This window comes from Rhizobium chutanense, from assembly GCF_002531935.1.
GTDB classification, from domain to species: Bacteria; Pseudomonadota; Alphaproteobacteria; order Rhizobiales; family Rhizobiaceae; genus Rhizobium; species Rhizobium chutanense.
In genome coordinates, this window is the sequence record NZ_NWSV01000032.1 from 26889 (window position 1) to 49995 (window position 23107).

At 60.5% G+C, this 23107-nt stretch carries 21 protein-coding genes and 1 pseudogene; 7 read left to right on the forward strand and 15 right to left on the reverse strand.

Annotated elements, in window-relative coordinates; genetic code table 11:
• Nucleotides 1-118: 118 nt before the first annotated feature.
• Nucleotides 119-913, reverse strand: a complete 795-nt coding sequence (locus CO666_RS29250; protein ID WP_097615512.1) for a RodZ family helix-turn-helix domain-containing protein — start codon at nt 911-913, stop codon at nt 119-121.
• A gap of 287 nt (nt 914-1200) precedes the next feature.
• Entirely contained in the window at nt 1201-1443 is a 243-nt protein-coding gene (locus CO666_RS29255; protein WP_097615513.1) for a hypothetical protein, read from the reverse strand.
• Nucleotides 1444-1790: 347 nt separating this feature from the next.
• On the opposite strand from CO666_RS29255, the gene CO666_RS29260 reads away from it, so the two are divergent.
• Nucleotides 1791-3005: an alpha/beta hydrolase gene (locus tag CO666_RS29260; protein WP_097615514.1), complete on the forward strand. Its 1215-nt coding sequence runs from the start codon at nt 1791-1793 to the stop codon at nt 3003-3005.
• Nucleotides 3006-3138: 133 nt separating this feature from the next.
• Nucleotides 3139-3225: pseudogene (locus CO666_RS34690) on the forward strand (two pore domain potassium channel family protein); the annotation flags it as partial.
• 9 nt (nt 3226-3234) lie between these two features.
• Here the strand turns inward: CO666_RS34690 and cax are convergent.
• The 8 genes from cax to CO666_RS29305 form a co-directional block, all read right to left on the reverse strand.
• A complete protein-coding gene (gene cax / locus CO666_RS29270) occupies nt 3235-4380 on the reverse strand; it encodes a calcium/proton exchanger (RefSeq protein ID WP_097615515.1) in 1146 nt (381 codons plus the stop codon).
• 175 nt (nt 4381-4555) lie between these two features.
• Nucleotides 4556-5188, reverse strand: a complete 633-nt coding sequence (locus CO666_RS29275) for a response regulator transcription factor (RefSeq protein ID WP_097615516.1) — start codon at nt 5186-5188, stop codon at nt 4556-4558.
• A 122-nt stretch (nt 5189-5310) separates the two neighbouring features.
• Complete coding sequence (locus CO666_RS29280) at nt 5311-6255, reverse strand: hypothetical protein (RefSeq protein WP_097615517.1); 945 nt, start codon at nt 6253-6255, stop codon at nt 5311-5313.
• An 81-nt stretch (nt 6256-6336) separates the two neighbouring features.
• Entirely contained in the window at nt 6337-7263 is a 927-nt protein-coding gene (locus CO666_RS29285; RefSeq protein WP_097615518.1) for an amino acid ABC transporter substrate-binding protein, read from the reverse strand.
• An 18-nt stretch (nt 7264-7281) separates the two neighbouring features.
• Entirely contained in the window at nt 7282-8640 is a 1359-nt protein-coding gene (gene potE, locus CO666_RS29290) for a putrescine-ornithine antiporter (RefSeq protein ID WP_097615519.1), read from the reverse strand.
• 20 nt (nt 8641-8660) lie between these two features.
• On the reverse strand, nt 8661-11024 hold the full coding sequence (speC, locus tag CO666_RS29295) for an ornithine decarboxylase (RefSeq protein WP_097615520.1): 2364 nt from the start codon (nt 11022-11024) through the stop codon (nt 8661-8663).
• Nucleotides 11021-13282 (reverse strand): Orn/Lys/Arg family decarboxylase, encoded by a 2262-nt coding sequence (locus CO666_RS29300; RefSeq protein ID WP_097615521.1) that lies wholly within the window; start codon nt 13280-13282, stop codon nt 11021-11023. Before CO666_RS29300 ends, speC begins: the two co-directional genes overlap by 4 nt.
• Nucleotides 13283-13443: 161 nt before the next feature.
• A complete protein-coding gene (locus CO666_RS29305; protein WP_097615522.1) occupies nt 13444-14367 on the reverse strand; it encodes a cation diffusion facilitator family transporter in 924 nt (307 codons plus the stop codon).
• 219 nt (nt 14368-14586) lie between these two features.
• On the opposite strand from CO666_RS29305, the gene CO666_RS29310 reads away from it, so the two are divergent.
• Nucleotides 14587-15948, forward strand: a complete 1362-nt coding sequence (locus tag CO666_RS29310; protein ID WP_097615523.1) for an amino acid permease — start codon at nt 14587-14589, stop codon at nt 15946-15948.
• Between the two features lie 48 nt (nt 15949-15996).
• Here the strand turns inward: CO666_RS29310 and arcC are convergent, their stop codons facing one another.
• Genes arcC through arcA form a run of 3 tightly spaced genes read right to left on the reverse strand, consistent with a single transcriptional unit; the run spans nt 15997 to nt 19210 of the window.
• Complete coding sequence (gene arcC, locus CO666_RS29315) at nt 15997-16935, reverse strand: carbamate kinase (protein ID WP_097615524.1); 939 nt, start codon at nt 16933-16935, stop codon at nt 15997-15999.
• Between the two features lies 1 nt (nt 16936).
• Complete coding sequence (locus tag CO666_RS29320; RefSeq protein ID WP_097615525.1) at nt 16937-17941, reverse strand: ornithine carbamoyltransferase; 1005 nt, start codon at nt 17939-17941, stop codon at nt 16937-16939.
• Nucleotides 17942-17980: 39 nt separating this feature from the next.
• Complete coding sequence (arcA, locus tag CO666_RS29325) at nt 17981-19210, reverse strand: arginine deiminase (RefSeq protein ID WP_097615526.1); 1230 nt, start codon at nt 19208-19210, stop codon at nt 17981-17983.
• Between the two features lie 158 nt (nt 19211-19368).
• On the opposite strand from arcA, the gene CO666_RS35060 reads away from it, so the two are divergent.
• Both CO666_RS35060 and CO666_RS29335 read left to right on the forward strand, forming a co-directional pair.
• On the forward strand, nt 19369-19584 hold the full coding sequence (locus CO666_RS35060; protein ID WP_179869782.1) for a hypothetical protein: 216 nt from the start codon (nt 19369-19371) through the stop codon (nt 19582-19584).
• A 295-nt stretch (nt 19585-19879) separates the two neighbouring features.
• Nucleotides 19880-20530, forward strand: a complete 651-nt coding sequence (locus tag CO666_RS29335; protein ID WP_097615528.1) for a helix-turn-helix domain-containing protein — start codon at nt 19880-19882, stop codon at nt 20528-20530.
• A 36-nt stretch (nt 20531-20566) separates the two neighbouring features.
• On the opposite strand, the gene CO666_RS29340 is transcribed toward CO666_RS29335, so the two are convergent.
• Entirely contained in the window at nt 20567-20926 is a 360-nt protein-coding gene (locus CO666_RS29340) for a hypothetical protein (protein ID WP_179869783.1), read from the reverse strand.
• Between the two features lie 259 nt (nt 20927-21185).
• On the opposite strand from CO666_RS29340, the gene CO666_RS29345 reads away from it, so the two are divergent.
• The gene (locus tag CO666_RS29345) at nt 21186-21650 is read left to right on the forward strand and encodes a hypothetical protein (RefSeq protein ID WP_097615529.1); all 465 of its coding nucleotides are present in this window, start codon (nt 21186-21188) and stop codon (nt 21648-21650) included.
• Nucleotides 21651-21656: 6 nt separating this feature from the next.
• Nucleotides 21657-22178, forward strand: a complete 522-nt coding sequence (locus CO666_RS29350) for a CYTH domain-containing protein (protein ID WP_097615530.1) — start codon at nt 21657-21659, stop codon at nt 22176-22178.
• On the opposite strand, the gene CO666_RS29355 is transcribed toward CO666_RS29350, so the two are convergent.
• A complete protein-coding gene (locus CO666_RS29355; RefSeq protein WP_097615531.1) occupies nt 22141-23076 on the reverse strand; it encodes a DUF2950 family protein in 936 nt (311 codons plus the stop codon). The two genes, CO666_RS29350 and CO666_RS29355, sit on opposite strands and share 38 nt — an antisense overlap.
• Nucleotides 23077-23107: the final 31 nt, after the last annotated feature.

Here is a 23107-nt window from a genome sequence, read left to right on the forward strand (position 1 = left end):
TGTGAGAGATGCAATGCATGATACAGGCAACGGCCGTCAGCCGGCCCTTGCAGGGTCGCGCATCGAATTCTGGCCAACGCGCGACGACTTCTTTCTGAAAGCAAGTTTCGAACGGGCGCTACAATCCCGAGGTCAATACCCGGTGGCAGGCCGGTGACACGCGTTGCAGATTGTCGCGCAGGCAGGCAATGCCCCGGCCTCCCCCTAAAGGCACCATGCGGCATAAGGCCCGGAAGTCCGCTCCGCAGGTCTCCCGCAGGATCATCACTTCCTCGCGCGGGGAGAAGGCCGGCATCATTGCCGGAGGCGCCGGCGTGATCGCGCCGGTGGCAGCCCCATTGCCGGTCGTCGGCGCCGCCGATCCCCCTAATGCCGCAACCGCTTGCTGGCATGGCGCCGATAGAGCGGCGTTGTGCTGCTGCAGACAGCTGAGCGCCGCCGCGCCTCCCGGCGCCACGCCGGAACATTGCGCCATGAAATCGCGCTGGCAGGCCGATTTGACCGCATTGCGCTGCGCCTGCGTTGGTTGATGCGCCGGCGTGCCGGTCGCTGGCGCCGGTGTGACTGTCGCGGTATTTGCGGGTGCAGCCGGCGTTGGCTCCGCCGACGTCGATTTGGGTTTGACGTTCACCGCCGATACCGCGTTCCGGCAGCCCGCCGAAAGCGTGGCGCTATGCTCCTGCAGACAGGTCAGCGCCTCGATACCGCCCGGTGTCACCCCGGAGCATTTCGCGATGAAATCGGAACGGCACTCTGCCCTGATGGCATCGCGCTGCTCTTCGGTCGGCGCTTGCGCTGCCGCAATCCCGGTGAGGAACACCAGCGCGCAGAACGCCGGCAAGCCGGAGATGACCGATAGAAGACGACGCCTCCGATCCAGAGAGGCCGGTAGAGAAGATAGCCATTTTCGCATGATTCCCCCCTATAAATCGCTGATCTACTTCATGAAATCGAAATTCTCTCCGAATAGGATAATAGGCGCCGCCGAAAGGACGGACGTTGCTTGCTGCCATGAAAATATAAAACGCGCCTGATCTACATATATTAGAATATTATCCTTTTAGCAACTATCTCGTCATCGCGCGAAGGTCGATTGCAACTCGCAAGAATATGATTTCCCGGCGCCCGGAAATGCAAAAAGCCCCATAAAGGGGCTTCTTGCGGATGGCCGGGGCATCGTCACAGAGCTTGCCGTTGGGACTATGCGAAGAGACCCTCCACTTCGGCTTCGATGTCGCTGCAGAGCTGTTCATATTCCGCAATCAATTTGCTGTTGGCCTCCGAATTGGAGCTGAAGCGATCGAGCGCGCTGGTGGCGAGCTCATAAGACTCGAACAGCTCATTGATCGTATCGTTCGAAAGGCGCCGCAACTGGTCGCGCAAAGCCGGTAGCTTGAGCATAAGTTTTTTCCGTCCCCGCTCTTTGTTGCGGATGGAATGCATACCGTCCTCGCCTTATGCCGTTTCAAATACATCAGATACGTAATGAGATCTGCCGCAGATCGTTCCATACCGATGCATTTTCCGATGGATCTTTAATTGACTGCGGGTGGAAAGCACCTTGGAAAAAGGGCTGTCATACGGCGGTCGATCCCGGCCGGCCATCCGCATTCCGGTCCGGCTGGGCTGCGGGTGCAGGCATAGATGCTACGCGATGCTACGGGCCTTTGGAGTTTGCAGATGCTAGCTTAGCGACGGCCAGCGAGGCTTGTCGCGCCAAGATGCAGATTGAAAACGGGGTATCGGCCCGCGTGAAATTACTCGAGATATTTCCTCCAGGAGTTCGTTGCATGAGCAGGCTCAGTCTCTTGCTGGCTTTGCTCATGCTGACGGGCTGCGGCCACCAGACCGGTGTCATGACGCCACTCGCGGCCGCGGCGCCGACACCTTCTACCGCAAAGGTCGACATGCTGGTCGCCACGACCCGCCAACCCTCCGGCGATCCGGCGACGCTTTTTAACGGTGAGCGAAGCGCCAAGCCGCATTTGACCGAGGTCTCCATCTCGATACCGACCAACCGCAAGTCGGGAACGGTTCAGTGGCCCGAACGCCTGCCGCCCAATCCGGCAACGGACTTCGCAGTCACCCGGGTGCAGCAAGTCTCGACGATCGCCGAAGGCCGGGCCTGGTTCAGGCAGCATCCGAAAGGCGGCCACGCGCTGGTCTTCATTCATGGTTTCAACAACACCTACGAAGATTCGGTCTTTCGCCTGGCGCAAATCGTCCATGATAGCGGAATGCAGGCAACGCCGGTGCTGTTTACCTGGCCGTCGCGAGCCGAGGTCGTCGCCTACCAATACGACAAGGAAAGCACGAATTATTCACGCACCGCCTTGGAGCAGGCCTTGCGCACATTGGCGGACGACCCGAACGTCAAGGACATAACCATTCTCGCCCACTCGATGGGAACGTGGCTGGCCATGGAATCCCTGCGTCAGATGGGAATCCGCGACGGCCACGTGAACGCGAAAATTCACAATGTCATCCTCGCCTCGCCTGATATCGACATCGATGTCTTCGCCAAGCAATATGTCGAACTGGGTGCGCCGCGGCCGAAATTCACGATCTTCATGTCCCAGGACGACAAGGCACTGGCCGTCTCGCGGTTCATCAGCGGGCGCGTCTCACGCCTCGGAGCGATCAACCCGACGGAGGAACCTTATCGTTCAAAGCTGGAGAAGGCGGGCATCACGGCGATCGATCTGACAAAGGTCAAGGCGAAGGATAGCCTCAACCACGGCAAGTTCGCCGAGAGCCCGGAGATCGTGCAATTGATCGGCCAGCGCCTTATGACCGGGCAACCGCTGACGGACTCAAAGGTGACCCTCGGCCAAGGGATTACGGCCGTCGTCGGAGGCACGGTGTCCACTATTGGTACTGTTGCAGCCTCCGCCGTCGCCGCACCGGCAATCATCGTCGAGCAGCCGTTGAACCGCAACAAGCGACCAAGCGCAGCCGTGGATCAGCTTGACGACAACCTGAAATCCCAGCCGCTCACACAGTAGCCGAGGGCTGGCGCAGCTTGACGAAGCCGGGATTCCTTTGCGCAGAGCACCGTATTTTACGGTAACCTACGTCCTGACGACCTGGCCTATGGAGCGGAAGAGCTATCGGCGTTGTTTCACTTCATATTCGGCAGCAGCCAATGGCTGGATCATATTCGGCTGGGCGACCGCGCTGATGATGGCAATCATTCAGCGCCTGTATTTCCGTTCCGGCACGTAGGATAAACCGTCAGGACGGCACGGCAGGCGGCAAGAGAAACAGCGTGAGCCCGAAAATCGCATAGACGGCCAACGCCATGACGCCCATATACCAGACACCGCGACCGCCATTGGACAGGAAGGTCGCCGCCATGGTGGCGATCAGCATCATCGTGACCGCGCCGGGCCAGAATTGCAGTGACATCGGTTCGGGGCCGAGGAAATAGCTGACGATCACCAGGATCGGCGCGACGAAGAGCGCGATCTGTGCGGCACTGCCCAATGCGATGCCGACACTGAGATCGAGGCGGTTGGCGCGCGCGGCCGAAAACGCAGTCGTCATTTCCGCCGCTCCGCCGACCAGCGCAACGACAATGAAGCCCACGAAAGCGGGCGTCATACCGAGGCGGTCGGCCGCTCCCTGAACCGAGCCGACGAAGATTTCACTGATCAGCGCGACGAAAAGCGTAACGACGACAAGGATGACGATGCTGACGGTGAGCGGCCAGGAGCTGTGACCCTCCTCGGCGTCGCTCGCGCTTGCAAACAGTTCACGGTGCGTTTTCAGGGAAAACAGCATGCCCATCGCGTAGACGGCGATGAGCAGCACAGCCAGGCCCAGACTCAATTTCTGCGAAACGACGGATGTTTGATCGACATCGCTGATGATCGACGGCACCATGATGGCGACGGTCGCCAGGAACAGCAGGCAGGCCTGGAAGCGCGCATTGACCCGGTTGAACTCCTGTACATGATGCTTCAGGCCTCCGAAGAGAAATGCGCCCCCCAGCATGAACAGGGTGTTGGTGACGATGGCTCCGGCAAGTGATGCCTTGACCAGCAGATACTGGCCGGCCGGCAAGGCAGCCAGCGAGATCACCAGTTCGGTCAGGTTTCCGAGAGTGGCATTGAGCAAGCCTCCGACCGCATCTCCGGTCCGCGCGGAGACCGCCTCGGTTGCGCGGCTTAAAAGCATTGCCAGGGGCACGATCGCACAGACCGACATCGCAAAAAGCAGCGTATGCGCCTGCGGAGACGTCTGTTCCAGCACAATGACAAGCGGAACGAAGACAATCAGCATCAGCAACGGTGCTTGCCGAACCTCAGCCACTGCGGCCCTCGTTATCACAGCGATGCGCGATGGCGTGATCGCGTCTCCCTGCTCAAGATTAGACATGGCAATCCTCGTCTCCCGGGCCCTGTCTCCCAGGCCCCGTCTCTCAGACTGTCCCTTGGACAAGCATAAGGAAAGGCCGGCCTTCGCGCATTGATCACGGTCAAATGTTGAAGCATGTCGCGCAAAATTGGGCGGCGGTTGCGCCAGCGGCGTGCGTAAGGCGGCACCTCGGATTTCAACTGGCGGATCGCAGCCAGGTGTTGCCTGAAGGCCTGAGCGGGATCACCATTTTCATAAGCTGAGGGAGATTGCGGGCCTTCATCTTTGCCATGACATTCGCCCGATGAACTTCGACGGTGCGTGCGCTGATGCCGAGTTCAAAAGCAATCTGCTTGTTTTGAAGCCCATCGACGATCCCGCTCAGCACCTGCTGCTCGCGCTGAGTCAATTGGTGAATACGCGCCAGCACGACTTCGTCACGCTGTTCTTCGGATATATCAGAATGCGCCGTCGCTTCCTTGATTGCGGCGATGAGAACATCGTCCTTGAAAGGTTTTTCAATGAAGTCGACGGCGCCCGCCTTCATGGCCTGAACCGCCAGGGCAATATCCCCGTCACCGCTGATGACGATGGCCGGTATGCCGTTGTGGCGCGCCTTCAGACATTCCAGCAGTTCGACGCCGTCAACGCCTTGCATCGGGAGTTCCGTCAGCAGGCAACACTTTCCCTCCGACAGAGGCTGATCCAGAAACGCGGCAGCAGAGGTATGCGCGCGGACCGCAAAGCCGGCGCAGACGAGCAGGAAAGTCAGAGACTTTCGGACCTCTTCTTCATCATCGACGATGTGTACGGTGATGTCGTTTTGCATGAACCCTCGCCCGCAGCGCATCCGGCCAGGGACGGCCTGAATAAATACCACAGCCAAAGACTAGCACCGTCAGGCTGTAAGTGCCTGTAGCATCACGTAAGCTCTTGCGATGTAGGTTGACGTTACTGCCGGCTGGATATCGCGTCGGCGATCTGCCGGGCGACTTCCTCCTGGACGTCGAGAATGCTTCGGCCCTCGAAGGTTCTGTCATAAGCGCCTGTCCAGGTTACGGTGCCGTCGGCGCGATCGACCAGCCGGATTTGGACATGCAGCCTGGAGCCTTCCGTTCCCAGGCTTCCCTGCAGAGAAAGTTGCGGTCGGTTTGACGCGACGATCTGCGTTTGCGGACCGGCAGCCTTGACGATCACGGAGTTTATCTTCGTCAGCTGCGCGATCACTTCGTCCGTCAGTCCCTTGGCAATGTCGACATCGCCGTTTTGGCGACCTGTGCCGACCAGAGGTTCCACGAGGATCTCAGCCTTCAATTCATCTCCCTTGGACGAGACGGTGGCGACGGCGGGGGTGGAGGAGCCGAAAAGTCCTTCGAGCGGTCGTATCAGAGAAAGGATCGCCACAAGACCAAGGACAAGCGGCACGCCGATCGGCAGGAGGAGGTCTCGATAGGATGATGGCTTCTGTTGTGCCGCTAACGTGTGCCGACGATTGTCCTTTGGCTCGGAACGATTTTCTGGTGAGATGGCCGGCTGCCTTACGATAAAGCTCGGTACGTATCGGCCCTTGGGAATGGTGATCTGGATTGGATCGTCTCGCCCGACCACCAGATAATAACGCTCCAGAGCCCGGCGGATACGCCCTGCCTCGATGCGAACGACCGGGTCGTTTTGCGCATCGAAGGACGCATCCCGGCCGAAGACCGCCTGGGCAATTGCGTAGGCTTTCAGGTTCGTCTCCCGTCCTGCCAGGGTTTCGGCGACAATATATGCCAGAAACCGCCGGCTGCGGTCCGGAGCCTGGAATTCCACGCTAGATAGGATGCGATCAAGCTGATCACGGACCCTTGCTGGGTCCGCTGTCGGATCGTCGCCTTGCCCGCCCTGCGAGCCCATCGCGCCCTCCCGTGACCACGTCGTTTGACCTCACCGGTGCTCGATGACGACGCTTGTCGCTTGGCAGCCTTGCGCCTCTTATCATTCCGGCAAGGCAGTCTGGCGGAAAAAAGTCTCGATCGGTTCGTCCGGCGGGCCAAACCAGGTCGTGAAGAACGCCCGGAATTCCGGGGCGGCATAGGTGAGACTCAGCGCTCGATCGACGCTGAGCCTGAAGTCCTCATCGCTCCGGGCCATCTCGAGGGCCAGGGGCTGGAAGGTAAAATGGCGCTTCAGAACAATGAGGTTGCCGGAATCATCGCTGCGTGCCGCAGCATCCATCAGCAGCGACATGTCGCCGAACAGCACCGCCGAGCTTCCGTCGCGAACGCGGTCGATGCCCTGCTGGTAGTTGTTGACCGCCACTGTCGTTGCAGCCAGCTGGAAGGTCTCGATCCTGTCGGAGAGCCACCGTTCACTGGCGGTTCCGGCAATCGCCGAAAAGGTCTTGTGCTCAAGGATCGTGCGCGCCGGAGAGCCGCGCCAGATCGGCCGGCTCGACGGCTGCCCATATTCCAGCACTTCGCGCAAGGCCACCGGCGCACTTGCCCTCAGCAGCGCGCCCGTGCCGCTCGGAAAGATCGGGAGCGAGAACGAAACCTCCTGTCGGCGGCTGATCGTTACCGGCTCGGCCGCACAGACGAGATCCACCACGCCGTCCTGGATGGCCCGCGGCCGGGCATCGTTGCCGAGAGGAACCCATTCTATGTTCAACTGCGAGAGTTTCAGTTCCGCCCCCACGCTGTCGGCGATCTTGTTGCAAAGCGCCACCGCATAGCCGTCGGGCGCACCCTGATCCGACTTGAACGAAAACGGCCTTGCATCGGGATCGTAACCGAGCTTCAGCGAACTGCTGCTGCGGATACGGTCCAGCGTCTGTGCGGCAACCGGGGTAAAGGCGGCTGTCGCCAGCGCACCGATGAAGATGGAGGCGGCAATCGCTGTCCACCGCCCTTTGCTGATTGGCATGGTTCTTCCTCCCCTGCACTATTCTGCCGGCACGCGGTTCGCGCCGTTTGCAAAGCGCGGTGCGATCAGCCCGTAAATGATGAAACCGAGACCCGTGACCAGCATGCCGCCAAGCACGGCGTCCTTGCCGGAGGCGTAGATGGCGAACACGCTGTAGAGCATGCCGACAAGGGCAATGGCGGCGTTGAGCCGGTATTTCGCCTGCGGCACGCGCGCCGCCTTCATGATGACGAAGAGCGAAGACAGCGCGATGATGTATGGCAGCACATTGGTGACAACGGCGAGGTTGACGAGAGCGGAAAACTGTTCGCTGAGGGTCGGCGATATCGTCATCAGCGCCAGGCCCGTCTGCACGACGCCGAGGATGATCATCCCCTGGACCGGCGCCCCCATCTCGTTCACCCGTGAAAACACGGTAGGGAACATCCGCTCTTCCGCAGCCGTGCGCGCCGTTTGCGCGATGGTGAACTGCCATCCGAGAAGCGAGCCCAGGCAGGCAAGCACGGCAAGCGCCATGATGATCGAACCGATCGTCGGATTGAACATCGTGGCATAGGCGAGCGCGAACGGACCGGTCGATGCGGCGAGATCGGCATTCGGCACGATGCCTTGAATGACCGTCGTCGACAGGATGTAGATGACGGCGGCCCCGAGAGTGCCGAACATGCAGGCGAGCGGCACATCCCGCTTCGGGTTTTCCACGGCATCCGAATTCTGTGCAGCCGATTCCATGCCGAGGAAGGCCCAGAGCGTCAGGGAAATGCTCGATCCCATCCCCTGCCCGAGCGACAGTCCCTGCGGGTTCCAGGCGGCGGCAAAGGTGCTGGAACTGAACCAGAGCCATCCGATGATCGACAGCAGTCCGACCGGCAGGATAACGCCCCATACCGTGACCGAGCCGATGCGCCCGGTGATGCGCGGACCGCCGAAATTGGCGGCCGTCGTCAGCCAGAGAAGAATGATCAGAGCCAGGCAGGTCATGATAGGCGTCGAGGTCAGCACCGGAAAAAACCCTGCGAGGTAACCGACGGCGGAGATGCCGATGGCGACATTGCCGATCGCAAGCGACAGAAAATACAGGAAGAACACCATAAAATAGCCGTCCTTCCCATAGGCGTCCTCGGCATAGGCCGACATGCCGCCGGGGCGCTGATTGAACAGCCCGGCCTGCGCGAATCCATAGGCGATCGCCATCGAGCCGACAGCCGTCACGATCCAGGAGAGCAGCGAGATCGCCCCGACCTGCGCCATGTTGGCGGGCAGCATGATGATGCCCGACCCCATCATGTTGACGGCGACGATGAAGGTGAGCTGCACCAGATTCATCTTCTTCTTGGCCGTAGCCTCGGTCGCGAGATGCATTGTGTTGTCGGTCATGATGAAATCCTCCCTACCCCCTACTCGCGCACGACATATGTATGGAATTTGATCCGCCCATCGATCCGTTCCTGGAACACACCCTGGACCTCGTAATTGAAGCCCGGGAAGCGGTTGAAGGATTCCTCGAAGGCCAGGAAATAATCCCGCATCGGCCGCGCCTTGTCGTCCCAGCGCTCTCCGGGCACGATGACACCGATACCCGGTGGATAAATCAGCGCCAGCGTCGCCGAAATGCGGCCGGCAGCCTGCGTCATCGGCACATAATCGACATTGTTGGCGACGAGGGCCTCATAGGCCTGTTTGGGCGGGATTGCCGGCTCCGGAAAGCTCTCGGAGCGGAAGCAGAGACGCTGCAATTCCTTGACACCGGCCTCACGGTAAAAGGCGTGCATCTCCCCGCAGACCTGGCGAACCGTATATCCGGCATAGCGCTCGCGATTGGCTGCAAAAACCGTCGGCAGCACCTCCTGCAATGGCGCGTCCCGATCCCAGAGGTTCTTGAACTTGACGAGCTTGGCGACCAGCGTGTTCAGTTTGCTCTCGTCCTCGGCAGGCGTCAGCAGGAAGAGCAGGCTGTTCAGGTCACATTTTTCAGCCACCACCCGCTGTTCGCGCAGATAGTTGGCGACAACAGTCGCCGGGATGCCGAACTCGCGATATTCGCCGGTCTTGCGGTCGATGCCCGGGGTGAGCAGTGTGAGCTTGTTGGGATCGACCATGGTATAGCCGGGCGCATAACCGGAATAGCCATGCCACTTCGCCTCCGGATCGAACCGCCAGCATTGTTGTTCGCGCTTCAGCACATCGGTCGGGATATCCTCCCATTTGATATCGGCAAGATCGCCCGTATGTTTCGAGCCTGCGACCGAGACCCTGTCCGGCACGAAGGGATCGAAGAACCATTGTTCTTCAGCGCTTGCGGCTTTGGACTCGTAATGATCGACGAAACCACGCAACTTCTTGCGCACCTCGATCCCCAGCTCGATGCAGCGGTCCCAGAGCATCTCGCCGGCCTTGCCCTCATGCACCTTGGCATTGACGTCGAGCGAGGCGAAAAGCGGATAGAAGGGAGAGGTCGAGACATTCATCAGCAGCGATTCATTGAAGCGCTTGTGTTCGACGAAGCGGCGCTGGCCGCTGATATGTTCGTCGCGCTTGTGGATCTGTGACGCCTGCGAGAAACCGGCGCCCTGCTTGTGGACCGACTGGGTGGAAAACAGCCCCGGCATATCCGGTCGCAGGTCTTTAAGACGCATCGGGCTGTGGCCGTCGAACAGCGGATGGAAGGCGTTGTAACCGATCCAGGCCTCGTCCCAGAGCACGTAGTCGCAGAGATGGCCGATCCTCTCCATGACTTGGCTGACATTATAGATCGTGCCGTCATAGGTCGCGAGCTGGATGCAAGCCAAGCGGAACGGCCTTTCCGCCTTCGCACGGCTCTTGTCGGCGACGAGTGGATGTTCCTCTATCTTTTGCCGCAGCCAATTTTCATCCCAGGCCGCCCAGTCGACTGCGCCGATCATCCCGAAGGAGTTGCGGGCGGTCGGCAGATAGATCGGGATGGCGCCGGCCTGCACGAGAGCGCCCTGATGCAGGGATTTGTGATTGTTGCGGTCGAAGAGGACGAGATCCCCGCTTCGCAGCACCGCATTGGCCACCACCTTGTTGGACGTGCTTGTGCCGTTGAGAATGAAGTAGGTGCGGTCCGCGCCGAAGATGCGGGCCGCCTGCCTCTGGGCTTCGACGGCGGGACCTTCATGGATCAGGAGATCGCCGAGATCGACATCGGCATTGCAGAGGTCGTTGCGGAAAATGCTCTCGCCGAAATATTTGAAGAAGAGCTGCCCGGCCGGCGACTTTCGATAGAACTGGCCGCCCTGATGCCCCGGGCAATCGAAGGCAATATTGGCCTCGCCGTCATAGGCCATCATGCCGCCGAAGAAGGGCGGCAGCAGCGATTTGCCGTAATTGACCGCGCTGGAGACGATCTGCTTGGCATAAAAGGTCGGCGTCTGCTGGCCGAGATAGACGAAACCGTCCACCTCCCCGGCCATCTCGACGACATCCATATCGGCAATCGTCAGCGTATCGGCCATCGCCCAGATTGGCGTACGAAAACCGATCTCTCTGACGGAACGGAGGAAGCTGCGCGCCGCCGGCAGCCTGCCGCCCTCGACCGAGCCGATATAGGCGCCGACATCCGCATCTTCGGAGACATCGGCGGAATAATCATCGCGCCGTTCCACCTCGAAACCCTGGGCGGTGATCTGTGACACCAGCGCCTGCGCCTGAGAGTTGTCGCGGTCGACGATCGCCACGATCTTCAGCATCTTGTGGAAGGGTATGGCGACGGTCGGAGACTTCACGTCACGCGGGATCATTGCTGCTCCTCCCCTGCAATGCAATCGACGAGGTAGCGGCGCCCGCCGTCACCGGGCGCGAAGCGAAGGCCGTGAATATCGGTTTCGAAACCGGGGAACTTGCTGTCGAAATCACGGGCGTAGAGCAGGTAATCCTGAATGGACTTCGTCGACGGGGTGATCCGCTCGCCGGGCATGATCAGTGGAATTCCCGGCGGATAGGGAACGATCATGACCGCGAGGATGCGGTTCATGAGATTGTCGATCTCGACGCTCTCGATCTTGCCCTTGACCAGCCGGTCGTAAGCATCGGCAGGACGCAGCGCCATTTCGGGCAGGACCGTGTACATCTCGCGCTGCGCCTTCGGCACGTCGTCCTTGCGATAGATCGCATGAATCTGCTCGCAGAGATCTTTCAACCCCATGCCGGCATAGGCTTCCGGATGGGCGGCAGCGAGCGCCGGCAGCGCCCGGGTCAATGGCGCATTGGCGTCGTAAAGATCCTTGAAATTGAGGAGCTCGGTGACGAGCGTGCTCCACTTGCCGCGGGTGACACCCATGGAGAATAGCACGAGGAAGGAATAGAGACCGGTCTTTTCGATTTCGATGCGCCGCGACGACAGGAACTTGGTGATGACGGCCGCCGGTATCCCGTGTTCGTCCATCACCCCGCTTGCCGACAGGCCTGGCGACAGGATGGTCACCTTGATCGGATCGACCATGACGTGATTTTCGGCAAGGCCGACAAAACCATGCCAGGCATCGTCGGGCTTCAGCACCCAGTCGGCATGGGTGTCGCTCGGCGTCTGCTCGGCAACCGTCGGCTCCCAGACGTCGAACCACCAGCTGCCTTCCGTCTGTTTTCTCACCGTGTTCATCGCCCGGCGGAAGCTGATCGCCTCGTCGATCGTCTCCTGCACCAGCGCGCGGCCGGCCGGCTGTTCCATCATCGCGGCCGCGACATCGCAGGAGGCGATGATGCCATATTGCGGCGAGGTCGAGGTGTGCATCATGAAAGCTTCATTGAAGCGCGTGACGTCGAGCCGCTTGGTCTCGGCATGCTGGATATGAATCATCGAGGCCTGCGAAAGCGCCGCCAGCAGCTTGTGCGTCGAGTGGGTGGCGAAGGTGATGGCGTTTTGCGACCGCGCCGGCTGGTTCGACGAAATCCCGTGGAAGCCATCGTAGAATTCGTGGAAATTGGCGTAGGCGTACCAGGCCTCGTCGAAATGCAGCACTTCGACCGCGTCGCCAAGCGATGCCTTGATCGCATCGACATTGTAGCAGAGCCCGTCATAGGTCGAGTTGGTGATGACCATCAGCCGGACCTTGCCGCTGGTCTGCCCGGCGAAGGGGCTGGCGGCGATCTTGCCGGCAATCGATGCGGGGGTGAACTGATCCTTCGAGATCGGACCGATGATGCCGAGGCCATTGCGTGACGGCGTCAGGTAGATGGGCGTCGCCCCTGTCATGATCAGCGAGTGCAGGATCGACTTGTGGCAGTTGCGGTCGCAGAGCACGAGATCGCCGCGACCGACCATGCCATGCCAGACGATCTTGTTGGCAGTCGACGTACCGCCGACGACGAACAGCGTCTCATCCGTGCCGAAGATACGCGCGGCATTGCGCTCGCCTTCGGCGATCGGCCCGACATGATCGAGAAGCGAACCGACGCTGCCGACCGATACGGAGATATCGGATCGCAGCGTATTCTCGCCGAAGAAGCTGTAGAACAGTTGCCCGACCGGGCTCTTGCGGAAGGCAACGCCCCCGCCATGGCCGGGCGTATGCCAGGAATAGGCGCCCTCGAGCGTATAATCCATCAACGCCTTGAACATCGGCGGCGGCAGCCGGTCGAGGTAGTTGCGAGCGGCCTGCACGATGGCACGGGCCATGAACTCCGCCGAATCCTCGAAAAGCCGCAGGAAGGCATTGGCGTGACGCAACACGCCGGCCGGGACATCCTCGGCGGTCGTGTCGTCGCCGAAGAGAAAGATCGGCAGCCGGTCGTTCTTCCGGCGCTTCGCGCCCAGCACCTCTTCCAGCACCTGCCAGCGCGACGCCTTGTCCTCCGTGCCGTCGACGGAAACGAGCCAGCAGGATTCCGTGTTGAAGATATGCACGAGCCGGCGAGCGTCCTCATAGGAGACACCGGAAACGATGCGGAAGCCCTCGTTCTCGATCGCCGCCGCCAGATCGCGCATTCCGCGCCCGGCGGCACTCTTGCCGTCAAAGTCCTCATCGATGACGGCTACCGGAAATGCCTTATGGAATTCCATGCGACCCTCCAGAGTCCGGTTTTCAAAGGCAGCAGCGCGCCGCGCGGCCGCACTCGTCTGAGGCTGGAGAATCGTACATGCCGGGCGCATAACCGTCGTTGATCGCAATCAAGATGGCGCAGAAGCTTGGCGAAGGCGAAGGGAAAAGGGCGCTGGAGGGCCTATTCGGCCCATTCCGCATCGGCCGTAAAGGCGATCGTCAGCCAGCGATTGGCACTCTCGTCCCCAATTGCGGCGCCGATTTCGTCGCGAAGCGCATCCCATTCCTCGACCGTCTTTGCAGGCAGGCCCTCGGGCACGATGAAATAGAGTTCGATCTGCATCGCCCTGCCGACGCGGGCGACATAGGCGCGGTGGGAGAGGAAGCCAAGACGATCAACTACATCCGTGGCAACGCGGTCGACATGGTCCTGGAGATCGACCGGCGCCATCAGCAGGATCTCGGTCAGCGCTTTCCACACCGTGCCGATCGGAAGCGGGATCATCACCAGGCAGACCAATCCCAGAACCGCCGGGTCGACATAGTTGGCGATCCAGGAAAAAGGGGTCGGCACCACGGCAAGGCCGATGAGAAACGCGATCAGCAAGGCGAGCGCGATACCGCCCGACATGATCCAGGCCTTGATATCGAGGGAAATGAAATCGGATTTCAGGCTGCGGTTCAGCCTGATGCCCAGAACGGCCATGCCGGCGCAGACAAGCACCGTCACTGCCGAATAGGTGATCGCGACGCCGAAATGAAGTTCGTGCCCGCCGCCGAGGATACTGATGATGGCGTTGATCAGCGCATAGACCGCGACCGTCATCAGCAGACAGCCGTTGAGCATCAGCACGATCGGCTCCAGGTGCCAGAACCCCATGGTGAAGCGGTTGCGGATCCTGCCCGACGCCGCATCGCTCTGCGCCGATTTGACGATCAGGCTCGAAACCCACAGCGCAAGCCCGGTCATTGCTGCATCGGCCAGTGAATAGACCCCATCGAAGGCGATGGAGAACGAGCCCGAAAGAATGCCGAAAACGATACCGAGGGCGGCAATCACGACGGTCGCCGCAATCGAGATGCGTAGAAACCCCTGCTCGCTCACCTCGTCATCTCCCTGCGGCCGACCCGCCGCTTATTCTAATGCATGTCGCCCGGAAATGTGCAGCGCTTCCCCGCGTCGATCGTGAAGGAATCGAGGCCGATCGACCACTACGCATTGAACCGGATTGCGGCTGTTGATCGTTGGAGTGAAAATCACGCTCGGAAATGGCCGCCCGGGGAGCCATCGGCACCAGGCAGACGGCCTCTCGGAGGGGATCTGATGGCAACGTCGCCGAACGGCAAGAGCCTGGGACTGGCCGCCTGCACCGCCATCGTCGTCGGAAACATGGTCGGCTCCGGCTTCTATCTCTCGCCGGCCGCCGTTGCGCCCTACGGCAACCTTGCCATTATCGTCTGGATCATCATGGGAGCCGGCGCAATCTGCCTCGGCCTTACCTTCGCGCGGCTGGCCAGTCTCGTGCCGGCCGTCGGCGGTCCCTACGCCTATACGCGGCTCGCCTATGGCGATTTCGCCGGCTTCCTCATTGCCTGGGGCTATTGGATCTCCATCTGGACATCGCTTCCCGTCATCGCCATCGCCTTTGCCGGCGTGATGGTCGATCTCTTTCCTGGTCTCGGCAACCGCTTCACCGCGACATGCCTGACGCTTGGGGTGATCTGGGCGATCGTGCTCGTCAATCTCCGCGGTGTCCACGCGGCCGGCCTGTTTGCGCAGGTCACCACCTACGCCAAGCTCATTCCCTTCGGCGCCGTTGCCATTATCGGCCTGCTGTATATCGACACGTCTCATTTCACCGAATTCAATCCCAGCGGCCAGCCGCTCCTCGGGTCGATCGCAGCGCTGGCGCCCTTGACCATGTTCGCCTATCTCGGGCTCGAATCGGCGACCGTTCCCGCAGGTGATGTCCAGGACGCGGAACGAACCATCCCCCGTTCAACCGTTCTCGGAATCTCGATCGCCGCGGCTCTCTATGTGCTCGGCACGATCGTCGTGATGGGCCTTGTGCCCCGCCAGGAACTCGTCCATTCGGTCGCGCCCTTTTCCGAGGCTGCGGGTATCATGTGGGGACGCGGCGGAGAGCTGGCGATTTCGATCGCCGTCATTCTTTCCTCCATCGGCGCCTTGAACGGCTGGACGTTGTTGATGGGGCAGGTTCCGATGGCTGCCGCCCGAGATGGCTTGTTCCCTCCGCTCTTTGCACGGCTCTCGCCCCGCGGCGTGCCGGCCGTGGGCATGATCGTCTCCGCCGCGCTTGCAACTGTCCTGGTCCTGGTCCAGGCCCTCGGATCCGAGGGCTTCGCCGCCGTTTATCGACTGATGGTCGGCCTGAGTACGATGACGGCGGTCGTCCCCTATGCCTTCTGTTCGCTTGCCAGAACCCTCGTTGCTGCCCGCTTGAGCAGCGGAAGAGGTTACCCGCGCGTCACCGCCATCGAACTCATCGCCTTCGTGTTCGCGATGTTCACCCTCTATGGCTCGGGTGCCGAGCCCGTGCTCTACGGCCTCGTCCTGCTGATGCTCGGGATCCCCGTCTATGTCTGGCAAAGACGAAACGCGGCCGCAGCGGTCGAAAGCGAGGAGATGACAGCAGGCGCTGCAACGCGCCCGGCCGTCTCGTGACGCCCAACGCGTCTCTCGATGCCCCGCGTGATGCAGGCTCACCCACGCTCATGCGTGCCAGGTCAGGCCGGGGAAACTGCTGCTGATGATCGTCCCGCGCTCGCCGCGCACCATCGCCGCGATATCCGCCAGCGCTCCGATTGCAGAGGTCTTTCCGGCCCCCTCGGCGAAGTGACATGCGGCATCGACCTTCGGCCCCATCGAACCGGCCGGGAAGGAGAATTGTCTGATATCTTCGGGACGTGTCTTGTGAATGGATTTTTGAGACGGCTTGCCCCAGTCCGTGCAGACGGCGCGGGCGTCGGTTGCCATGATCAGAAGATCGGCATCGAGTTCACGCGCCAGCAGCTCGGAGCACAGATCCTTGTCGATCACCGCTTCGACGCCGGTCAGCTTTCGGTCGCTGCCCTTTTCGTACATCGTCGGAATGCCGCCGCCGCCGGCACAGATGACGATGGTTCGCTGTTCCAGCAGCCAGCGCACCGGGCGGATTTCGAAGATGCGCTTCGGCAGCGGCGACGCGACCACGCGCCGCCATTTCTCGCCATCCTGTTTGAACACCCAGCCTTTTTCCGTGCCAAGACGATCGGCGTCGGCCTTTTCGTAGACAGGGCCGACGAATTTCGTCGGGTTCTGGAAACCGGGATCGTCGCCGTCGACCTCGACCATGGTCAGAAGCGTTGCCAGCGGCTGCTCGAACGGCAGCAGATTGCCGAGTTCCTGTTCGAGCATATAACCGATCATACCTTCGGTTTCCGCGCCGAGCACATCGAGTGGATAGGCCTCATCGGGTTTGTAAGCGGCGCCTTGAAGCGCAAGCAGCCCGACCTGCGGTCCATTGCCGTGCGTTATGATCAGCTGATGTTCAGCGGCCAGCGGCGCAATCGCTTCCGCCGCGATCCGCGCGTTTCGCCTCTGGACATCTGCGGTCATGGCTTCTCCACGCCGGAGAAGGGCGTTGCCGCCAAGCGCGATAACGACACGCATCCTAGTCTCCCAAGGTCGCGACAAGCAGTGCTTTGATTGTGTGCAAGCGGTTTTCGGCCTGCTCGAAGGCGACATTGGCCTCGGACTCGAAGACGTCATCCGTGACTTCGAGGCCGTTGCTCATGCCGTAGTCTTCGGCAATCTGTTTGCCGAGCACCGTCTCGCTGTCGTGGAACGCCGGCAGGCAGTGCATGAACTTGGCCTGGGGATTGCCCGTTGCCTTCATCAAGGCCTTGTTGACCTGGTAGGGCGTCAGCAGCTTGATGCGTTCGCGCCAGACCTCCTTGGGTTCGCCCATCGAGACCCAGACATCCGTATGCACGAAGTCGACGCCGCGGACAGCCTCCTCGACATCTGCGGTCACCAGCAGCCGCGCGCCGGACTTTTGCTGCAGCTCCTTGGCGATCTGCATATATTCTTCCGACGGCCAGAGCGATTTGGGGCCGCAGATGCGCACGTCCATTCCGACAAGGCAGCCGACGATCAGCAGCGAATGTCCCATGTTCGAGCGCGTGTCGCCGACATAAGCGTATTTGATATCGGTGATCGGCTTGTCGCTGTGTTCACGCATGGTCATCACGTCGGCCAGCATCTGGGTCGGATGGTATTCGTCCGTCAGGCCGTTATAGACCGGCACTCCCGCATAGCGGGCGAGCGTTTCCACGCCCTGTTGCGCGGATCCGCGATATTCGATCGCGTCGTACATGCGCCCGAGGACACGTGCCGTATCCTTGAAGGATTCCTTATGCCCGATCTGCGAACCCGATGGATCGAGATAGGTCACGTTGGCGCCCTGATCCGAACAGGCGACTTCGAAGGCGCATCTGGTTCGCGTCGAGGTCTTCTCGAAGATCAGGCAGATCTCCTTGCCCTTCAGATGCTGCTGTTCGGTTCGGGCATACTTCGCGCGCTTCAGGTCGCGGGCGAGGTCGAGGAGATACCGGAATTCGCGCGGGGTATAATCCTGTACGGTCAGAAGCGAACGATTGCGCAGATTGAAGCTCATTGTCTTGCTCCGTCGAGTCCGTTGCGTGTGTGCGAGACGTCAGTATGCCGGGTCGCGCCATATCGGGCATGTCATGCAGTGACCGCCGCCGCGGCCGCGGCCGAGTTCCGAGCCGCGAATGGTGATGACTTCGATGCCCGCCTTGCGAAGAAGCGTGTTGGTATAGGTGTTGCGATCATAGGCGACGACGACACCCGGCTCGAGGGCGACGACGTTGTTGCCGTCGTCCCATTGCTCGCGCTCGGCCTGGTAGGAATTGCCGCCGGTCTCGACGGTCCGCAGCCGAGTCAATCCAAGCGTTTCGCTGACGACCTCGAGCATCGGCCGATTTTCGGGATGGACCTCGAATGTGCCGTCATCATCCTTGGGCCGCATGCTGTAGCAGCGGATCTGGTCGACGACCTCGGCAAACAGTGTCACGACATCGCGGTCGCAGAAGCTGAAGACGGTATCGAGATGCATCGCCGCGCGGCTCTTCGGCATCAGGCAGCCTATCACCCTCGTTGCTGCTTTGCTCCTGAACAGCGTCTGCGCCACCTGGCCGACGGCCTGATAAGTCGTACGCTCGCCCATGCCGATCAGCACCGTGCCGTTGCCGATCGGCATGACGTCGCCGCCCTCCATCGAAGCATTGGCAAACTGCTGATCCGAATCGCCCCACCAGATCTGGAAATCTCCATCCTTGAAGGACGGGTGGAATTTGTAGATCGCCCGCTGGATCAAGGTCTCGGCGCGTCTTGCAGGCCAGAACATCGGATTGCATGTCACGCCATTATAGATCCAGCAGGACGGATCGCGCTGGAACAGCGTATTGGGAACCGGCGGTATGACGAATTCGGACTCCGCCAGGGCGCTCAGCATCAACGACTTGGCTTTGACCTCGGGAAGATCGGCGATCGAAATGCCTCCGATCATGTAGGCCGCAAGCTGCATGGCAGGCATCTCGTCAAGCCACGGCCGCACGGCCTCGGCGATCTGCGAGCCGAGTACATTCGGGGTGATCCGACGGTCCAGCACGAAATCACGCGCCTGCTTGTCGGCAAGCGTCTGGCCAAGCAGATCGTGAAGCTCGAGAACCTCGACGCCCCTCTCCTGCATCTTCAGGACAAAATCGAAATGATCCTTCTGCGCCTCGTGCACCCAGAGCACATCGTCGAAGAGCAGGCTATGACAGTTGCCGGGCGTCAGACGCTGATGAGCCAGGGACGGTTTGCAGACCATCACGGTCCGGAGCTTTCCGACCTCCGAGTGAACACCGAAACCACGCATGAGGTTCTCCCTGGCTTCTTGTCTCGACTGTTAGGCATGTCTCGCCGACCAAGGGCATGTGCCCCGCGGGCGCCAAACCGATCTGTGCCAGGTTAAGTTGACGGGTCCGGTGGTGTCATTGATCGCGAGCAATGCTCGACGCATCAAACGACCTGCACATGGCTATATCAGTGACCGATTGCCCGGCCGCCGGCGTGGAACTCCTCGGCCAGCCACCGCCGCCAATGGGTCGGGTGGACGTCCAGCTTATTGCCGCCTCTTGCATCGACCCAGCCGTCCAATATTCTCTGACACGGAAAGACAAGGGCGTGGACGCCTTCGTCGTCGATCACGGCGAGTTCGATATCCTGCGCAAACGGCGCGTCAATGATTGATCGCCACATCCTGGCACCTCACAGCAATGCTGAGGGCTCGGCGGCTTACCTGAACGCGAGAGGCGGCCGGGCCGGATTGAGCAAGCCTAGCCTATCGGCTTGCAACCTTCCTTGATCCTGATCACTCCCGAAGACAGGAAATTCGAACCACGGCCGGACGCTGTCTTTTTGAAGCAGGTCCTGTTCCGCCGTCACGGCTGACATCATCGACATCACGTACAATTACGTAGTGACCGTCCCCAATTTTCAGTGCCGCTCTTCCTTGTAAGAGTGCAGCGTCACGGGGGGACCAGCAATGTTGACCACGAGCCAGGCTGCCGAACGTTATAGACCGGAACCGAACGGCATTAATGCAGGTGAGACCCGACGGCTACCGCCAAGCACTGTTCTATGGGTCCTCCCGGGCCAGGGCATCTATCGCGAAGGCGAGCGGGCATCATCACTCTACCAGGTCCAGTCCGGTGCAGTGAGGGTCTATCGAATAATGCGGAATGGGCACCGCCACATTCTCTCATTCTACGGAGCGGGAGAATGGTTCGGCCTGCAGGATGGAGACATCCATGATGATTTCGCGGAGGCGATCTGCGACTCCCAAATTCGGTCCGTTCCGAGAGCCGGCGGGCCGATGCCGCCGATAAATTTGTTGGATATAGCCTTGTCCAGCCTGGCGATTGCGAATTCGCGGCAGCTTATCGTCGCCCGCCAGGGCGCTCTCGAACGTGTGGCGACTTTTGTGCAGGAAATGTCGGCCCGAAATGGCGGCGCCAACGAGTTTGAACTCATGATGTCGCGTACCGATGTTGCCGACTATCTCGGATTGACGGTCGAATCGGTGGCGCGCTCATTTACCAAGCTCAGGACGCGCCACATTGTCCAGCTTTTCGGACACGGCCAACGATATGTCCACATCCTCGATCGCAACAGGCTTGCCGCGCTCAGCACCTGAAGCAGGCCGCGCGGCACAGGACCCGGAGCACCACGCTTATTCGACGTAGAAGGTCAGGTTGCCGTTCCGGGCTCTGGTGACCCATTCAATATCGTTCGGCGTGAGCTTTTTCGCCTTCAGTTTGCCGACAAGCCATTTATTTGACCGAGCGGCCGCGCGGATGGCCTCGACATCCTTTTCGCTGCCTTGCGGGGGATGACGGCCTGTCTCCGAAAAGTCGGCAATTCTATAGCTTACGACAGTAAAACGCTTGTCATGATATGTTCGGACCGCTTCCGGCAGGTTTTCGCTCCAATTCATTCTGCGGTATTCGCGCCGGTTCTGCTGGGCGTCGGCCTGCACCGATACCGTGATCGTCGAGATCGCGATTGCCAGTGCCAAAGATAGCTTCATCATGTTGGCTACTCCCGAAAGAAGCATAGGTTCTACACGGTGAATCTAGCCGATGTGGCGCAATCAGGCATTGAGCGTAGTCAATCGCGACGGCCCCGCGCAGGGCGATTGGCACAGCAGCCGGCTATGCCGCGGGTCGATCCTGGTGTCGCGGAGAAGGGCCTCCCGGCCGGTCGTTCCGGCGTCATGTATGATACCGTATTTTACTGCCATCCGAACCCACGACATTTTATCTCTATTGTAATTCATGGAGGGCAAAGCGATGACCGAACCTGCTGCTTCTACCCCGTCGATGACCAGTGCGGAAGAGCTGCGCAAACGCGCGCTCGAACTGCAACTTCTCGAGATGGAACGCCAAGAGAAGATAATGGCGCGGGAGGCCAAAAAACACTCTGAATTCGTTGAGGATTTCTTCCGCAAGCACATTGGCGATTCCGAACGCACGGTGATCAGGCGCGTCGTGTCGAAAGCCGCTGCGGACGGCAAGTTCGAGGCCATGATCTACAGTTTTCCCTCGAGTTTTTGCTCCGATAGCGGCCGCGCCATCAACAACGGTTTGCCCGGATGGCAGAACAGCCTGCAGGGAAAGGCCAAGGAACTCTACGACCTGTTCGAAGAGATCGGCAGGCCGCAGGGCTATGGCCTGAAGGCACTGGTCATCAACTTCCCGGGCGGCATTCCGGGCGATATCGGTCTTTTCCTCACCTGGGAAAAACCGGTGGAGTGACCGGGCATGAAGACTGTCGAGATCGAGCGCAAGTTTCTTGTGCGCAGCGACGCTTGGCGCGCCGGCGCGACAAGCGTGCACATCTTGCGACAAGGCTATCTCGCACGAGGCGCTGCCAGCAGCCTGCGCATTCGCCTGATCGATGACCGGACGGCCCGGCTGGCGGTGAAGTTCGGTAAACGCGGCCTGACGCGCGAGGAGTTCGAGTACGACATTCCCCTCGCTGAAGCCAAAGAATTGCTGCTTCACGTCCGTGGCACGGTGCTGGAAAAGACAAGGTACGAGGTTGTCGATCAAGGCAATATCTGGGAGATCGATGTCTTCGGCGGCGCCTATCAGGGTCTGACCATTGCCGAGATCGAAATGAGAAGCGAGAAGGACCGTCCATCTCTACCCTCCTGGCTCGGCCGCGAGGTAACCGGCGACAAACGTTATTCCAACCGGGCGCTGGCATTCCAGTGCCCGGCGATTTCGCCCCCATACGGCCTCGCTAATCTTCAACCAGTCTCCAGTCGGCACCCGGGTTGAACTCCTTGATCGCCGACGCCAGCCGCTCGGTCTGATCACCCAGATCTCGCTGGTAGATGACTCCCATGTTGTTCACCATGAAAGTCTGCACGCCGGTTACCCTGTAGCTTACCGGCCAGGCAATCAGGGCAAAGCCGCCCGTCATGTTCCCATTGACAATATAGCTCTGCTTGCCGCCGACGACATTGGAGCCTTGCGCCGTCAGGATGCGATAGCGATAGCCGTAGTAACCTTCTCCCCGCTTCGCATTGCCGAAGGCTGCACTCTCGACGAGACCGCCGGCGGGGCTCTCCTCTTCGAATGCTCCCGGCTCCCAGTACAGGCCGTCCCGTGCCCCCTTGGTGCTGACGAGCTTCTGCGCGAACTCGTAAACACCGTCGCCATCGCGATCGTCCCGCGCATATTCATACTGGGCGATAAAATAGTCGGTCATCGTCTGGATGGTCGCCAGTTCATTCCTGCCGACTCTCCGGTTGACGATTTCCTGAAGGCCGATCTTCCTGTCGAAAGCCCATTTGCCGTTCTGGTCGCGACTGAGCGGGAAAGGCAGGGGCCACAACTGATCGCCGATCGCGACGACCTTGCGATCGCCGAGATCTTGAAGAATGACCTGCTTGCCGGCGCCCTCGCGTATCAACGCATAGGCGATCATCGCCTCATTGCTCGCCTTCAGCTTGGCGGCACTGAGCCCCAAGAGGTTAGCCAAACCGTCGATTTCGCCCGAGGCCAGGACCTGCTTGAATTGGTCGACGGCGAGTGAGGGACTATCGAAGGCGGGCGGAGTTCCGGCCGCAAACTCTTCAAGATTGCTCTGCTCCTGCGCCACGGAAAGCTGCGGCACCGTCAAGAAAACCGCCGCACCCAGCATCAATGAAATCAGTCTCGATTCTCGTGTCATCGGCTCGCCTCATAGTTTGGCGTTCAGGAAA

Excerpts from the sequence above, each read along its gene's own strand:
- CO666_RS29285 (WP_097615518.1), bottom strand. The coding sequence starts at position 7,263 with ATGCCAATCAGCAAAGGGCGGTGGACAGCGATTGCCGCCTCCATCTTC.
- CO666_RS29345 (WP_097615529.1), top strand. The coding sequence starts at position 21,186 with ATGACCGAACCTGCTGCTTCTACCCCGTCGATGACCAGTGCGGAAGAG.
- CO666_RS29280 (WP_097615517.1), bottom strand. The coding sequence starts at position 6,255 with ATGGGCTCGCAGGGCGGGCAAGGCGACGATCCGACAGCGGACCCAGCA.
- CO666_RS29350 (WP_097615530.1), top strand. The coding sequence starts at position 21,657 with ATGAAGACTGTCGAGATCGAGCGCAAGTTTCTTGTGCGCAGCGACGCT.
- CO666_RS29335 (WP_097615528.1), top strand. The coding sequence starts at position 19,880 with ATGTTGACCACGAGCCAGGCTGCCGAACGTTATAGACCGGAACCGAAC.
- arcC (WP_097615524.1), bottom strand. The coding sequence starts at position 16,935 with ATGCGTGTCGTTATCGCGCTTGGCGGCAACGCCCTTCTCCGGCGTGGA.
- CO666_RS29300 (WP_097615521.1), bottom strand. The coding sequence starts at position 13,282 with ATGGAATTCCATAAGGCATTTCCGGTAGCCGTCATCGATGAGGACTTT.
- CO666_RS29320 (WP_097615525.1), bottom strand. The coding sequence starts at position 17,941 with ATGAGCTTCAATCTGCGCAATCGTTCGCTTCTGACCGTACAGGATTAT.
- CO666_RS29275 (WP_097615516.1), bottom strand. The coding sequence starts at position 5,188 with ATGCAAAACGACATCACCGTACACATCGTCGATGATGAAGAAGAGGTC.
- CO666_RS29260 (WP_097615514.1), top strand. The coding sequence starts at position 1,791 with ATGAGCAGGCTCAGTCTCTTGCTGGCTTTGCTCATGCTGACGGGCTGC.
- speC (WP_097615520.1), bottom strand. The coding sequence starts at position 11,024 with ATGATCCCGCGTGACGTGAAGTCTCCGACCGTCGCCATACCCTTCCAC.
- cax (WP_097615515.1), bottom strand. The coding sequence starts at position 4,380 with ATGTCTAATCTTGAGCAGGGAGACGCGATCACGCCATCGCGCATCGCT.
- CO666_RS35060 (WP_179869782.1), top strand. The coding sequence starts at position 19,369 with ATGGCTATATCAGTGACCGATTGCCCGGCCGCCGGCGTGGAACTCCTC.
- potE (WP_097615519.1), bottom strand. The coding sequence starts at position 8,640 with ATGACCGACAACACAATGCATCTCGCGACCGAGGCTACGGCCAAGAAG.
- CO666_RS29250 (WP_097615512.1), bottom strand. The coding sequence starts at position 913 with ATGCGAAAATGGCTATCTTCTCTACCGGCCTCTCTGGATCGGAGGCGT.
- CO666_RS29310 (WP_097615523.1), top strand. The coding sequence starts at position 14,587 with ATGGCAACGTCGCCGAACGGCAAGAGCCTGGGACTGGCCGCCTGCACC.
- arcA (WP_097615526.1), bottom strand. The coding sequence starts at position 19,210 with ATGCGTGGTTTCGGTGTTCACTCGGAGGTCGGAAAGCTCCGGACCGTG.
- CO666_RS29355 (WP_097615531.1), bottom strand. The coding sequence starts at position 23,076 with ATGACACGAGAATCGAGACTGATTTCATTGATGCTGGGTGCGGCGGTT.
- CO666_RS29255 (WP_097615513.1), bottom strand. The coding sequence starts at position 1,443 with ATGCATTCCATCCGCAACAAAGAGCGGGGACGGAAAAAACTTATGCTC.
- CO666_RS29340 (WP_179869783.1), bottom strand. The coding sequence starts at position 20,926 with ATGATGAAGCTATCTTTGGCACTGGCAATCGCGATCTCGACGATCACG.